Raw genomic sequence first — 14,148 nt, 5'->3', positions numbered from 1 at the left:
CGATGTTCGGAGACTATGTGTTTGAGAAATCTTCTGCGCAATACACAGATAAAATCCTGCTTCTGGATGACGAGAATCTGAACAGCCGAGCGAATTATATATCTGCGTTCTCTGCACATGGTTTTGAAATCGTAAGATACACTGACGATCTTGCCTTCAGAATTGAGTACGAGGAGAAACTGAAAACTCCCGGTGAGAAAATGGCTGTTATTGCCCACACCGAGCAGTACATTCCTTACGATGTGCGTCGCAGACTTTCTGCCTATATGGTTTCGTTGGAGAGGCTGTTCCCGAAACTGCATCCGACAATGTTGAAGGATATGGATAAGGCTGGTCTTGACTTGCTGTGCGCAGTCTATCCTACAAATTACGACGACCTTCGACAAAAGCATGATACAGAAATGTTCCTGCGATTGAAGGTTTATGCCAGAGCTAATGTGAAGGCATATTTGAAGAAAACAGCCAATGGTCTTATTGAAAAGGCCAAAAGTATCTCACGATACAGCGATTGGTTTTCCATCGCAGAGGAAAAGGCTCAACTGGACGTAATGGCAGTTCAATACGATGTTGATGTTGACACGCAAGAAATTAACCGGCTGTTCCAACAATATGCACTGGAGCAGTTCGGAAAGTTATCACAGAATATTGACAAGGCATCACCGGTGCTGGTCAGCAAAGCAATGGACTATATGCACGGCCACAGCGATAAGTTCGTCGTGATCATCATGGACGGTATGTCTGAATTTGACTGGAAGATTATCTCCAGTTCGTTTGCGGGCCTGCCGTATGAAAAGTCATCGATGTTTGCGATGATACCAAGCACCACCTCTGTTTCCCGACAGTGTCTGCTGTCCGGTAAATATCCAAGTCAGCTGCTGGAGCCGTGGAAGCAGAGCAAGGAGAAAACAGAGTTTGTAAAGTGTGCAAAGGACCTCGGCTATTCCGATACGCAGATTGGTTATGAGCGAGGCTATGATGCGCAGTTCGGTTCCTTCGTAAGATGCGGAGCCGTAATCATAAATGATGTGGACGATATGGTTCACGCACAAACACAAGGCCGACTCGGAATGTTCAATGACATCACCGTGTTGGCGAATCAGAAAAAATTACTGGAGATGACGCAGCGTTTCATTTCTGCTGGATATGATGTATATATTACAGCAGACCACGGCAACACTACCTGCACCGGCCTTGGAAAACTTATGGGAACCGGTGTTGAAGTAGAAACAAAGAGTCGTAGAATGGTGGCACTGAAGGACTTTGCTGACAAGGCCGGACTGATTGAAAAGCACGGACTTGTCGAATATCCGAAATATTATCTCCCAAAGGAATATGATTACCTGATTTGTGATGTTGGCGATTCTTTTGACGCCAAGGGTGACGATGTAATGACGCATGGCGGCATCACGTTGGATGAGGTGGTTGTACCTTTCATTAAAATAAAGGCGGTACAGAAGAATGGCTAAAATGGTAGGATTGTCCCGAAACCTGAAACTTCAATGGCTGAATAAGGTCGTCGAACTGGTTTTAGAGGGACATACAGAACAAGAAATAAAGGACCAATTGAATGAGTATTTGAGCTTTGAAATTGAGAGTCCTACAAACACTCGTAAGACCAGAGAAATCCTTATGAACATCTGGGTTTATGATAATGAGCTGTCTGGCAAAATCAAGGAACCAGCTCTGGAACTTATCAAGGCGTATCCAGAATACGATTTGGTGATCCACTGGTGCATGATGATGGCGGCATATCCTGTTTTTGTAGATATGTGCAAGCTTATCGGTAAGATGTCGGAATTTCAGGATGAAATCACTCTGGCCCAGCTTAAACAGAAATTATTTGATGAGTGGGGTGAGCGTACAACGCTGTTCCATTCCATTGATAAGCTGGTTGCTACATTGAAGGCGTTTGATGTAATGGTATGCGATAAGCCGGGTAAATACCATGTGAATACGCATAGAGTGAGTAATCCGAAAATCGTCGCATTCATGGTGTACGCTATGATGCTTGTTGACGATAGTGGTTACTACACTTTTACTGACATCAATTCGTCCACATATCTTTTCCCGTTTGAATACAAAATGGAAAAGGAAACTTTGTTTGAGGACGGCAGATTTGCAATGAACAATTTCGGAGGAGAATTATCTATCTTCTTGAATGACTAAATGATTAAGCAAGGGGGTTTCTCTGATGGCATACGGAAAATCAATAGAGCTGTTCCTTGTAAATGGTACAGCTGACAGTTTAATAACAGCGGAATTATCCAATTGGAATGGCAAGGCCATAAAGATTCCTCGCATCGAAGTGGCTGCATGTAGTCGTGACGATATTATCCAAGCGGGTGTTTACTTCTTGTTTTGCAAAGAGGATGATGGCACTGATTCTGTTTATATTGGCGAGGCTGAAAATGTAAAAGAGCGCCTCGTGCAGCATCTGCGTGATTACCAGTCTGAAAAAGAAAAGTATTACTGGAACACTGCTGTAATTTTTGTAGGTAGAGACCTTAACAAGGCTCTTATCAGATACCTTGAAAATCGCTTTGTCGAGATTGCGAGAAGCTGTAAGCGTTATGTGGTACTGACAAAGAATACATATCGCAATACGGTAATGAAAGAGTCCCAAGTTGCAGTAATGGAAGAGTTCGTTGATAATGTCAAAATTCTTATAAATGCGTTGGGCTATAAAGTTTTAGATCCGCTGCTGCAAACTGGCTCTGATACCACTACCTCCGAAGAGGAAGAATTGTTCATTAACATCGGTAGCACATCTGCCACCGGCATGGTGACTTCTGAGGGATTCGTGGTTCTTAAGGGAGCCGTGGTGAATGAAAAAACATCAGCAAAATCACTTAGTGCCGGAATGAAGGAACTCCGAGACAAGATTTTTGCAGATGGCAAAGTTGAAAACATGACCACCACGGAAGATATCCTGTTCTCCAGTTCCTCCGCAGCTGCTGATTTTGTACTTGGTTATAGTGCAAGCGGTCCACGCACATGGAAAACCAAAGATGGCCGTACCCTTAAGGAAATTGAGGACAGCGCAACGGTGGACTAAACCTTTTAATTTTGGCATACTTTTTAATTTTACCTTTACCGGGTCTGTCGGAACGACCTCCGGCACCGTCCGAGGCGGGTGAAAAACACTGACAATAGAATAAATGCTGGGCTTCCACAGACGGCAACTACCGTGAAAGTCCAGCAAAATCAAGCCTTTTTCGGTATTTTCACACCGGAGAAGGCTTTTTTCTTTGTATCAAACATAGCGTCTTGATAGACCCTGCCTGCGGTAGCGGTGGTATGTTCTGTCAATCAGCGAAGTTTGTAAAGGAACATCAGGGTAATATTCGAAACATTTCAGTATACGGTCAGGAGAGTAACCCAACCACTTGGAAATTGGCTAAAATGAACCTTGCATTAAGACAAATCGATGCTGATTTAGGACTCCATAATGCAGATTCTTTTCACGAGGACTTACACAAAGCGCTTAAGGCAGACTTTATCTTAGCAAACCCACCATTTAATATCTCAGACTGGGGTGGTGAGCGATTACAGGAAGATGTTAGATGGAAATATGGAACTCCACCAGTTGGAAATGCAAACTATGCTTGGTTGCAGCACATGTTACATCATTTAAACCCTGCAGGAGGTGTATGTGGAACTGTACTTGCAAACGGTTCTTTAAGCTCGAATACTTCGAACGAGGGTACAATTCGTGCAAATATGTTACGAAGTGACGTTGTGGAATGCATTGTAGCTATGCCAGGTCAGTTATTTTATTCAACGGGTATCCCAGTTTGCTTATGGATTATGCGAAAAGGTAAGTCAAAAACCACAGAAAATAAAGTGTTATTCATTGATGCGAGAAACCTTGGACATATGATTGATCGAAGAGTGCGCGAGTTGAGCGAAGAAGATATCATGAAAATTGCGAACACCTATCATTCTTGGAGAAATGATGATGGATATGAGGATGTTCAGGGATTTTGTAAAGTTGCAACAATCGATGAAATATCAGAGAATGATTACGTTTTAACTCCAGGCCGCTATGTAGGAATTGAAGAAGTAGAAGATGATGGTATTCCTTTTGAAGAAAAGATGGAGCAACTTACAAGTGAAATAAGTAAGCAGTTTAAAGAGTCACGTGAGTTAGAAGAAAAGATACGTAAAGCGTTGGCGAGTATTGGATTTGAGGTGTAAATTTAAGAATGTATGATAAGCAAATCATCATTATGCTAAATAAGAAAGTAGGAGAGAGAAATAGATAGAAGAGTTTTTATGTCAAAATGCTGGAAGTATTATCTTATGTTAGAAAGAAACTTTTTTGAGTATGAGAACTTTGTATCATTTGATGAGCATAACTTCAACACTTATTCAAATGAATTAGTAAAGCAGTTTCAAACAATTTGTTCTGAAATTGATGTACAATGTAAATTAATATGTGACTTCATAGGTAACCCTGTATCTAGAAGTAACATTCTTTGGTATGCAGAACGATTGATTCCTAGATGGGAAGGTTTCGTAGATGCTGAAATAAAGTTGAGAGATAACCATAATTTCAAGTTAGCTCCGTGGAAAGAATGGACTACTACTACTTCGCCGTCATGGTGGCGTTCATATAATAAAGTTAAGCACGCAAGACTTACAAATGATAATGAAAAGGAAGCAAATTTAGGTAATACGTTTAATGCTCTTGCAGCCTTATATATACTTGAAACCTATTTCTATAAAGAGATATAAGAGAGAATCCATCATTGGATCCGTTCAAACGTCCTGTAAATTCTAATTACTATTTTACTTTTTCGGGATGGGATGAAAATGTTACGATGGCTTATAACTTAATTTTAGAATACTAAAAAAGTAATGAATCTAAAATTAATGGAATCATTGGATGATTATATCAGAAAGAAATTAATGAGATTTTAGCTTACTAGAAATAAAGAAACATATATTAAATGGATAGGTGACAACATGCGAATGAAATTAAGTGATTTTTGCGAAATTAATCCTCGATTAACTTTAAAAAAAGGGCAATTAGCAAAGAAGATAGCTATGACGGATTTACCTATATTTGGTAAATCTATAAAAAGCTATTCAATTGAAAAATATAATGGTGGTACAAAGTTTCAAAATGGTGACACTTTAATGGCGCGTATAACACCATGTCTTGAAAATGGAAAAGGTGGGTACGTAGATATTTTAGATGAGGGAGAGGTCGGATTCGGATCAACCGAGTACATTGTATTTAGAGGTAAGTTAGGAGTCTCTGATTCACAGTTCCTTTATTATTTTATTAATACACATGAATTCAGAGATATTGCTATTAAATCAATGACTGGAACTAGTGGAAGACAAAGAGTTCAGACTGATCTAATTGCTAATATGGAGTTTGATTTTCCAGAGTTAGACGAACAAAGAAAAATTGCCACAATTCTTTGCTATATAGATGAAAAAATTAAGGTTAATAATAAGTTAAATGCGAATTTAGAAGAGATGGGCTTAGTTTTATATAAGAAGTTCTTTATTGATGAACATCAAGAAAGCTGGATAAAAGGAACAATAGTGGATCTTGGAGCTGTGGTGGGAGGAAGTACTCCTTCTAAGTCAAAAGATGAGTACTATTGTGAAAGTGGTATTCCATGGATCACCCCTAAGGATCTATCTAATAATAAAAATAAATTTATTGAACGCGGGGATATCGATATTACAGAATTAGGATTGCAAAAAAGTAGTGCAAAGGTGATGCCTGCTGGAACAGTTTTATTTAGTTCAAGAGCGCCTATAGGTTATATAGCAATAGCAAAAAACGAGGTAACAACAAATCAAGGGTTTAAGTCAGTTGTTCCAAATGAGAATATTGGTACTGCCTATATATATTACTTTTTGAAATATAATTTAGAAAAGATTGAGAATATGGCTTCTGGTTCCACATTTAAAGAAGTATCAGGGACAATTATGAAGAATATTGAAGCAATTATCCCAGATGAAATAGTATTAAAAGAATTTAATATGCTTTGTATGTCTTTATTTAAGCAGCAAGAGATACTAGAAGAGGAAAAACAGAGATTAATGGATCTGAGAGATATATTGTTGCCTAAACTTATGTCAGGTGACATTGATTTGTCAGAAGTAGAAGTATTCGTCTAATAAAAAAATAGGGAGAAGCTGTAGTATGAAATATCAAAGAAATGATGTAGTAGTTCTTACAAATGGAGAAACAGTATTAGTACAGGAGATAAATGAGCAAGCAAAGAAATATACGATAGTAGATATGGAAACATGTACTGTTTTCTCGATTGCTAGGGAAAGCGATATACTTTATAAGGCTATGACACTATAGTAAGTAAAATTGGGATTTAGGTTACAAGCAGACCTAAAAAATCTGTGTTTTCTCTTCGGTGACACTACGCGTTGAATTAAGATTAAATGTAAGGCTATTCAACTTAAGAATTATCTTTTTTCTTTTACATTGTAAAGTCTTATTGGTGATATTAAAAACAAATATTCTCGATATGTAAGAATTTGAGTTTCCATTAAATAAAGATATGTCAACTAGTTATCATATGCTATAGGATTGAGTTGGTTTAACTCGTGTTATTGGGTGGTTGAAAACTTAAACAATATACAATTCAACATTAGAATTAAGCAAATGTTTCATTGTCGATACTTTAAAGAAACGAAATGAGGTATTATTCAATGAAACAAGAGGTAATACAAAGTGTATGTAACCAACTAGACTCGGAACTATCCTTAAATCAACTTAAAAAATTAAACGATGTATTAAATGCAACATTATTTTATTATGATTTGATTCAGAAGAAGGATTATCAAAAGGTAGAAGGTAATGAGGACAATCTTAATAATAAGTACTTGGAAATGTACACATCTTCGAAAAAGATTGAAGGTTGCTCTACACAAACAATTATATATTATGAAGCGACCTTAAAACAGTTTTTTAAGTACAACCATAAATTAATATTGGATATCAATACAGAAGATATAAGGGCGTATCTAGCAAAGTATCAGAATGATAATAAGGTAAGTAAGGTAACATTAGATAATGTACGGAGAATTTTTTCTAGTTTCTTTACTTGGATGGAAAATGAAGATTATATAACGAAAAGCCCTGTTAGGCGGATTCATAAAGTGAAGGAAGATAAAATAATAAAAACTACTTTTACTGATGAAAACATAGAAATACTTCGTGATAAATGTGCTAATATTAGAGACTTAGCATTAGTTGATCTTTTAAATTCTACAGGAATGCGTGTTGGTGAGTTAGTAAAACTTAATATATCAGATATGGACTTTAATAATAGAGAATGCATTGTATTTGGCAAAGGGAATAAAGAAAGAGTAGTATATTTTGATGCAAAAACCAAAGTTCATTTATCCGATTATTTAAAAACTCGAACGGATGAGAATACGGCTTTATTTGTAAGTAATAAGTTCCCATACAATAGATTAAAAATTGGTGGAGTCCAATGTTGTTTGAGACGGTTGGGTGGTTCGTCTAGGGTAAAGGGCGTTCACCCACATAAATTTAGAAGAACATTAGCTACTTCTGCAATAGAGAAGGGAATGCCTATAGAGCAAGTACAGAAGTTATTAGGACATGCTAAAATAGATACTACAATGCATTATGCCATAGTAAATCAAAATAATGTAAAGTTGGCTCATAAAAAATATATCGGGTAGAATAAGTTCTATCCGAGTACATAAAAGAATGAATATAAAAGCGATATGAACATGTAGGGGTCTGGAATGGGAAAATCTACGGAGAACGGATACATCAATCGTAATAGTCAAAGAAATAATGGACGAACTGAAGAGAGAGGTACTGATTATGGCCAATGGTTCTATGAAATGCAATGTTTAAAATGTGATTTTAAATATAAAGCAAATGGTTCAGATATCTTTCAAAGAAAATGCCCAAGGTGCCAAGGGGGGAGGGCGTAGAGTTTAAGTAAGAGGAGAATTTTATTATGTTGTATGATGATAAATGCTCTGTTTGCTCTTAACGAAAAGGATATGTAGATACTGAGTTTGAAGAAGCAAAGAAGTTTTATCTTGACTACGGTTGCTCGTGGAAGTTTCGATGTGGAGCGTCATACTCAAAAGAGTATATGAATCGTTTGGGTGTGGAAATAATTTCGATTTCAGATTGTATGGATCAACAAGTAATTACATAAACTAAATGCGAATTTAGTCAAGCTTATTGAGGCGTTGTACGCCGAGCATTTTAGCAATGAAAACGGAAAATATATAAAGCTAAGCGAAATTACAGGGATTTCAACAAAGAGTATAATGCCTCAAGGTGAAACAGTATATGAGCATTATAGTATACCTGCCTTCGACCAGTGTAATTTCCCTACATTTAATGTTGGAGATGATATAAAAAGTAATAAGTATTTAGTAAGTAAGGGAGACATTTTATTATCTAAATTAAATCCAATGACTAAAAGATTATGGTATCCAGCAGTTTTAACCGATAATGCAGTTTGTTCAACAGAGTTTATGATTTATAAAACATCTGAAAGTCACAGAGGATATGTTTATGCCTTACTGAATAGCAATAGATTCATGGATTATATAGCGTCTATTGCTACGGGATCAACAAATAGTAGACAAAGATGTAAGCCTAAGGATACATTAGATTTTGAATTTGTATATGATGAAAATAAAGCCAACGAGTTTTCTGAGATTGTTAATCCAATGTTAGATAGTATGGTTTGTACTACGGTAAATAATAATAAGCTACAAATTCTGAGAGATACGTTGTTGCCTATGTTAATGAATGGTGAAACAGTATTAATTTAGTAGAAAAATGAGCAAGCAAAAAATATACCGTAGTAGATATAGAAACATGTAATGTTTTCTCGATTGTTAAGGAAAGCGATATAATTTATATGGTTATGACACTATAGTAAGTAAAATTGGGATACAAAATAATATGAATAGGAGGGATGATAGAGATGACGATTATTGAGTTGGGAAATGAATTGAGACAAATGTATGAATCTACTAATACAGAAAAAGTTGCAATGATTCATCTGTTTGGAATCAAGTATGCAAAAGAAATCAGAGGTAATGGATATACACCAAAAGAGATACTTAAAGTGGCGGATATGAATGAATCTTACTTTGCTGAGATTAATAAAGGAATAAAACTTGCTAAATATGTGGAAGTCAAAGAAGAGTATATGTAGTAAACAAAATTGGGATTTAGATTACCATAGACTCAAAAAAGCGTTGCTTTTTCTTCATTGATCTAACACGTTGAATATAAAGGAGAGGACTAATGAAATCAGTATTACCGTTGAGTGGGAATGGAAAGTTGATAACATATACTGTTTCTGAAGAGGAATGGATGATAGAGTGGGCTAAATTAAAATTCACCTTAGAGAAAAGTTGTATCCAAAGAATTTTAGATGGCTTTTTTATTAATATTGATGAATGGTATCCTCTTGGTGCAAGTATGGATAACCCTATGCCGAATGGATTAGGTATGTTTATACGAGATAATTTTAAAATGCTATCACCTCGACATGCATCTGCTATTGCTGCAATACTTGTAAATGAGAATATACTAACTTTTAAAGGTAAAAAGCCTATTTTACTAAAGAAGCTATAGATGAAAATAAATGATAAAGGGGTGATTTCATGGCATTTAATGAAAATACACTAGAACAAATAGTTATCGAGGAACTTCAAAACCTTGGTTATGATTATCAGTACGGTCCTGATTTAGAAAGGGATTATCATGAAGTATTAATCACTGAGTTGTTTGAAGAAGCGATGTTTCGTATTAATCCATCCATTACGCATGATATTGTTGAACAAGCATTTCAGATGATTAAGAATTTAGGTCTGGTTAAATTAGAAGAGTTAAATGCGACTTTTCATAAGTATTTAATTGAAGGCGTTCCAATTGCTTATCGTGATGGTGATGAAAACAAGACATATCAAGTAAAACTGATTGATTTTAATGAACCACTTAAAAATACTTTTACTGTGATCAACCAATTTACAGTAATTGAGCGAAAGCATAAACGGCCAGATTTAGTTGTATTTATTAATGGTATACCTACCGTACTTTTTGAATTAAAAAACATGGTAAATGAGGAAACCTCCATAGAGGATGCTTATAATCAAATTAAGAATTATCAACTCGATATCCCGAGTTTATTTCAATACAATGCTTTTAACATTATATCGGATGGTTTCGATGCTAGACTTGGTACGATAACATCAGATTTTACAAGATACATGGCATGGAAATCTATCAATGGGGAATCTCCAGTAAATGAACAGCTACATTACTTAGATGTTTTATTACATGGGGTGTTACCAAAAGAACGTTTGTTGGATATCATTCGTAATTTCATTGTTTTTCAAGAAATCAATGGTAAGACGGTAAAGATACTTTCTGGATATCATCAGTATTTTGCAGTACGTAAGGCAGCGTTAAGAACGCAGCAAGCCATTGAGAAAAATGATAAAAAGGTCGGTGTTGTTTGGCATACGCAAGGGAGTGGAAAGAGTCTTTCCATGGTGTTTTATGCAGGATTATTTGTAACGAATCCACAGTTTTCAAATCCAACGATTGTTGTTTTGACCGACCGAAATGATTTAGATAGTCAGCTCTTTGGTACGTTTTGTGCTAGTTCAAAATTATTATTACGTCAAGAACCAAAACAGGCACAAAGTAGAGAACATTTAAAAGAATTGTTGAAAGTAAAAGCTGGTGGAATTATATTTACAACAATTCAGAAATTTGAAGAAGGCACGGAAGTTTTAACAGAACGTAGTAATGTTATATTCATGGCAGATGAGGCACATCGTTCGCAGTATGGATTGGAAGGAACGCTAGATCGTACAACCGGTAAATGGAAGTATGGAATGGCAAAGTATATGAGAGATGCACTTCCTAACGCAACGTTTATTGGATTTACTGGAACCCCAATTAATTTTGATGACAAATCTACAACAGAAGTGTTTGGTGAATATATCGATGTTTATGATATGACTCAGGCAGTAGAAGATGGTGCAACGGTTCCTATTTATTATGAAAATCGAACGGCTAAACTAAAGATTGATGAGAATATTTTAAAACAGATTGATAAGGAATATGAATTACTACGAGAAGAAACCAATTATGTTGCAATTGAAAAATCAAAGCAGGATCTTTCTACTATTGAATCCATTATCGGCTCCAAAGAACGTCTTACGATGCTTGCAGATGATATCATAGCGCATTATGAGGATCGTCAGTATGTTTTAACTGGAAAAGCTATGATTGTCTGTATGACAAGACGAATTGCAATTGATCTTTATCGAATCATTTTAGAGAAACGGCCAAATTGGGATGATAAAATAAAAGTAGTTCTTACGGATAGTAATAAGGATGAAGAGGACTGGAATGATTTAACTGGCACAAAAGAATATCGAAAACAATTGGGTTACGATTTTAAAGACATTAATAGCCCGTTTAAAATAGCAATTGTTGTCGATATGTGGTTAACCGGTTTTGATGTTCCATCCATGGCTACGATGTACATAGATAAGCCCATGAAGGGCCACAATTTAATGCAAGCGATTGCAAGAGTTAATCGCGTTTATAAAGATAAAGAAGCTGGATTGATTGTTGATTATATCGGAATGGCAGCGGATTTAAAGAATGCACTGAATCAATATACAAAGCGAGATCAGGATAAGATACCGGACTTAAGTCAAGCGTATGGGATTGCTCTAGAGAAATTAGAAATCATGCGTGATTGTTTCTATGGTTTTGATTATACAAGATTTTTTGGAACATCAGACCGCGAACGTTATCAAACTTTAACCAATGGTTTGGAATTTGCCTTTGCATTTGAAGAGGAAGAAAAGAAAATCTATATCCGTGAAGCAACTGCATTAAGTCAGGCTGAAACTTTATGTAGAAGTATGTTAACAGCGCAATTAAAACAAGAAATTGAATTCTTTAAGAGTATTAAAGCGGGACTATGCAAAGTTGCAGGGAATGGAAAGATTACAACCAATGAAATTAATTCAAGAATTACTAATTTATTAGAGCAGGCTATCACAGAGGATGGCATGTATAATATTTTTGCAGAGGCTGGTAAGAAAAATCCCGAAATATCCATATTATCTGATGAATATATGGAACAGATACGACGTATGAAGCATAAGAACATTGCTGCTGAATTACTACGCAAATTATTAGAAGATAATATTAAGGTAATTGCAAGAACTGGTGTTGTTAAGTCAAAATTATTTTCTGAGAAGATGCAAGAACTGATGAAAAAGTATAACAATCGTTTAATTACAAGTGTTGAGGTCATTGAGGAGCTCTTAAAACTATCCCAAGAAATGTCGGAATCCTATCATGCGGGTGATGCAAAAGGATTGACCTTAGAGGAAGTTGCATTTTATGATGCATTGGCTGCAGATCCTAAAGTTCTTGAGAATATGGAAGATCAAGTGCTTGTGGAAATGGCACAGGAGTTAACTGAATTGATACGAAAAAATAGGACAGTTGATTGGGATAAGAAAGAGTCTGCAAGAGCTTATATGAGAACACAAGTCAAGAGATTGCTTAGGAAATATAAATATCCTCCAGAACAAGCGGCTGGAGCACTTGATATTGTGATTAAGCAGGCAGAGCTGATGAGTCAAAGTATGTGTGTAAGCTAGGAAAATCAGATGTAATAAACATTAAATTAACTGATACAAACTGATATACTAGCGAAATGGGTGTAAAGAAACTATATGATGAAAGAGGGTAGTTGTATGCAGTTGATTGGAAATGGTGTTATACATAAAGTATTTGGTATTGGTGAAGTTATCGATCAAAGCGATGATAATATTAAGATTAAGTTTAACAATATTTATGGTATAAAAATGTTTCAATACCCAGCAGCTTTTGAAAATTATCTAGTTCTTCAAAACTCCTCTTTACAAGTTACGCTTAATGAAGAAATTAAGGTATTTAAGGAGAATCTTCAAAAAGATAAACAAGAAAAACTAAATAGTATTTATGTACAAGAGATAGATAAGATGAAGGTCAAAGTAACTGCTAAAAGACACTTGGATAGAAATAATATTGCAATTAAATGTAATTACTGTAATGGTGGAGAAACCGACACATTACTTGGATATCGTAAACCTTGCTCAGATAAACTTATCCAATATAATATAGAACGCGCTAAACGAGATTGGTGTAGTCAAGAAGAATGTCCATGCAAACAATATTATTCTGGAAAAATCACAAGAAAAGAATTAGATGAACAATGTGATGGGGAGGGGTATGTTTGCTACGAATCTCAAATGATGCGTAACTGGGTTGTAATGGCTGGTTTTAATAATAATGGTGTAAGGAAGGGTGAATCGAGAAAATTCCGAGAAATTTCAAGAAATATGGTAGCCATTCTAACAACTAGAACCAAGGATATGAGAGAAGAGGATCGAATTATTTTTGCTGTATTTCTTGTTAGTAATGCTTATGAAGGTGATGAGGAACAAGAGGGCACACTAACTGCAGATCCTTATTATCGTATTGAGTTATCAAAGGATGAAGCAGAGAAAATGATGTTCTGGAAGTATTATTATAACCCCAAAAAACCAGATGTGATAAGAATGGGAAGTGGTTTATATCGATATTTAAAAGACGAACAAGCATTACAAATATTAATTGATATTTACAATATAAAGAGTGAACAGAGTGAAAAAGAGTTTGTGAAAAATATGATTGATCATATATGTAATGTAAAAAATATAAACATAGATAGTGTATCTTTACCTAACGGGGCACTTGTTAGGATAAATAATAAATTTAGTGAATGAAATAAGAGATAGAAATAGATAAAAGTTGTAATGGAATTCCAAATAAAGATGAAAAACACTTTCGAAGAGCTGAGAAAATCCATCATAATTGTAAGAGTTGATAGTGAATAGCAATTGCCATTCAGCATTTATATAAGATGTTTTTCTTCCAGCACTCATACCACCAATACTTCGAAGTAAGTATATTTTACACCTGTAAAGACAAGTACAAAGGATAGTCTAAATGAAAAGCTTGCATATTATCTGATGAGTATAATTGTGCGGGCTTTTGGATTATTATCATGTATAATGCATTATATAAAAAAG

13 protein-coding genes and 1 pseudogene are annotated in these 14,148 nt (G+C 35.5%); all 14 read left to right on the top strand.

The annotated features are described in order from the left end of the window. Positions 1 to 2: 2 nt before the first annotated feature. Complete coding sequence (locus BN4220_RS16445) at positions 3 to 1,466, top strand: PglZ domain-containing protein (RefSeq protein ID WP_066718951.1); 1,464 nt, start codon at positions 3 to 5, stop codon at positions 1,464 to 1,466. Then, positions 1,459 to 2,166 carry a hypothetical protein gene (locus BN4220_RS20555; RefSeq protein WP_242867809.1) on the top strand — a complete coding sequence of 236 codons (708 nt, stop codon included), beginning with the start codon at positions 1,459 to 1,461 and terminating at the stop codon, positions 2,164 to 2,166. The genes BN4220_RS16445 and BN4220_RS20555 overlap by 8 nt, the downstream gene beginning before the upstream one ends. A 25-nt stretch (positions 2,167 to 2,191) precedes the next feature. Next, complete coding sequence (locus BN4220_RS16430) at positions 2,192 to 3,055, top strand: GIY-YIG nuclease family protein (RefSeq protein WP_066718945.1); 864 nt, start codon at positions 2,192 to 2,194, stop codon at positions 3,053 to 3,055. Positions 3,056 to 3,267: 212 nt separating this feature from the next. Further along, positions 3,268 to 4,197, top strand: a pseudogene (locus tag BN4220_RS16425) (N-6 DNA methylase); the annotation flags it as partial. A gap of 78 nt (positions 4,198 to 4,275) precedes the next feature. Further along, positions 4,276 to 4,737 carry a hypothetical protein gene (locus BN4220_RS16420; protein ID WP_066718935.1) on the top strand — a complete coding sequence of 154 codons (462 nt, stop codon included), beginning with the start codon at positions 4,276 to 4,278 and terminating at the stop codon, positions 4,735 to 4,737. A 231-nt stretch (positions 4,738 to 4,968) separates the two neighbouring features. After that, a complete protein-coding gene (locus tag BN4220_RS20550; protein WP_066718932.1) occupies positions 4,969 to 6,144 on the top strand; it encodes a restriction endonuclease subunit S in 1,176 nt (391 codons plus the stop codon). 25 nt (positions 6,145 to 6,169) lie between these two features. Next, on the top strand, positions 6,170 to 6,337 hold the full coding sequence (locus tag BN4220_RS20145) for a hypothetical protein (RefSeq protein WP_156476425.1): 168 nt from the start codon (positions 6,170 to 6,172) through the stop codon (positions 6,335 to 6,337). Between the two features lie 356 nt (positions 6,338 to 6,693). Next, complete coding sequence (xerA, locus tag BN4220_RS16410; protein ID WP_066718930.1) at positions 6,694 to 7,695, top strand: site-specific tyrosine recombinase/integron integrase; 1,002 nt, start codon at positions 6,694 to 6,696, stop codon at positions 7,693 to 7,695. A 66-nt stretch (positions 7,696 to 7,761) separates the two neighbouring features. After that, positions 7,762 to 7,956 carry a hypothetical protein gene (locus BN4220_RS16405; RefSeq protein WP_066718928.1) on the top strand — a complete coding sequence of 65 codons (195 nt, stop codon included), beginning with the start codon at positions 7,762 to 7,764 and terminating at the stop codon, positions 7,954 to 7,956. 267 nt (positions 7,957 to 8,223) lie between these two features. Then, entirely contained in the window at positions 8,224 to 8,817 is a 594-nt protein-coding gene (locus BN4220_RS16400) for a restriction endonuclease subunit S (RefSeq protein ID WP_148401757.1), read from the top strand. 155 nt (positions 8,818 to 8,972) lie between these two features. Next, positions 8,973 to 9,206: an HTH-like domain-containing protein gene (locus BN4220_RS16395; RefSeq protein ID WP_066718924.1), complete on the top strand. Its 234-nt coding sequence runs from the start codon at positions 8,973 to 8,975 to the stop codon at positions 9,204 to 9,206. Between the two features lie 92 nt (positions 9,207 to 9,298). Beyond that, a complete protein-coding gene (locus tag BN4220_RS16390; protein WP_066718921.1) occupies positions 9,299 to 9,631 on the top strand; it encodes a hypothetical protein in 333 nt (110 codons plus the stop codon). A gap of 29 nt (positions 9,632 to 9,660) precedes the next feature. Next, entirely contained in the window at positions 9,661 to 12,693 is a 3,033-nt protein-coding gene (locus tag BN4220_RS16385) for a type I restriction endonuclease subunit R (protein ID WP_066718918.1), read from the top strand. A 96-nt stretch (positions 12,694 to 12,789) separates the two neighbouring features. Beyond that, on the top strand, positions 12,790 to 13,842 hold the full coding sequence (locus tag BN4220_RS16380; RefSeq protein ID WP_066718915.1) for a hypothetical protein: 1,053 nt from the start codon (positions 12,790 to 12,792) through the stop codon (positions 13,840 to 13,842). Positions 13,843 to 14,148: the final 306 nt, after the last annotated feature.

It is taken from the genome of Clostridium sp. Marseille-P299 (assembly GCF_900078195.1).
In the GTDB taxonomy this organism is placed as follows: Bacteria; Bacillota; Clostridia; order Lachnospirales; family Lachnospiraceae; genus Lachnoclostridium.
The sequence above is the reverse complement of the archived record's forward strand: the minus strand, read 5'-3'. Positions and strand labels throughout refer to the sequence as shown.

Bases quoted from the DNA above. Each gene is read 5' to 3' on its own strand.
- BN4220_RS20145 (WP_156476425.1), top strand. From the start codon at position 6,170: ATGAAATATCAAAGAAATGATGTAGTAGTTCTTACAAATGGAGAAACA.
- BN4220_RS16445 (WP_066718951.1), top strand. From the start codon at position 3: ATGTTCGGAGACTATGTGTTTGAGAAATCTTCTGCGCAATACACAGAT.
- BN4220_RS20550 (WP_066718932.1), top strand. From the start codon at position 4,969: ATGCGAATGAAATTAAGTGATTTTTGCGAAATTAATCCTCGATTAACT.
- BN4220_RS16395 (WP_066718924.1), top strand. From the start codon at position 8,973: ATGACGATTATTGAGTTGGGAAATGAATTGAGACAAATGTATGAATCT.
- BN4220_RS16390 (WP_066718921.1), top strand. From the start codon at position 9,299: ATGAAATCAGTATTACCGTTGAGTGGGAATGGAAAGTTGATAACATAT.
- BN4220_RS16430 (WP_066718945.1), top strand. From the start codon at position 2,192: ATGGCATACGGAAAATCAATAGAGCTGTTCCTTGTAAATGGTACAGCT.
- BN4220_RS16405 (WP_066718928.1), top strand. From the start codon at position 7,762: ATGGGAAAATCTACGGAGAACGGATACATCAATCGTAATAGTCAAAGA.
- BN4220_RS16380 (WP_066718915.1), top strand. From the start codon at position 12,790: ATGCAGTTGATTGGAAATGGTGTTATACATAAAGTATTTGGTATTGGT.
- BN4220_RS20555 (WP_242867809.1), top strand. From the start codon at position 1,459: ATGGCTAAAATGGTAGGATTGTCCCGAAACCTGAAACTTCAATGGCTG.
- xerA (WP_066718930.1), top strand. From the start codon at position 6,694: ATGAAACAAGAGGTAATACAAAGTGTATGTAACCAACTAGACTCGGAA.
- BN4220_RS16385 (WP_066718918.1), top strand. From the start codon at position 9,661: ATGGCATTTAATGAAAATACACTAGAACAAATAGTTATCGAGGAACTT.
- BN4220_RS16420 (WP_066718935.1), top strand. From the start codon at position 4,276: ATGTCAAAATGCTGGAAGTATTATCTTATGTTAGAAAGAAACTTTTTT.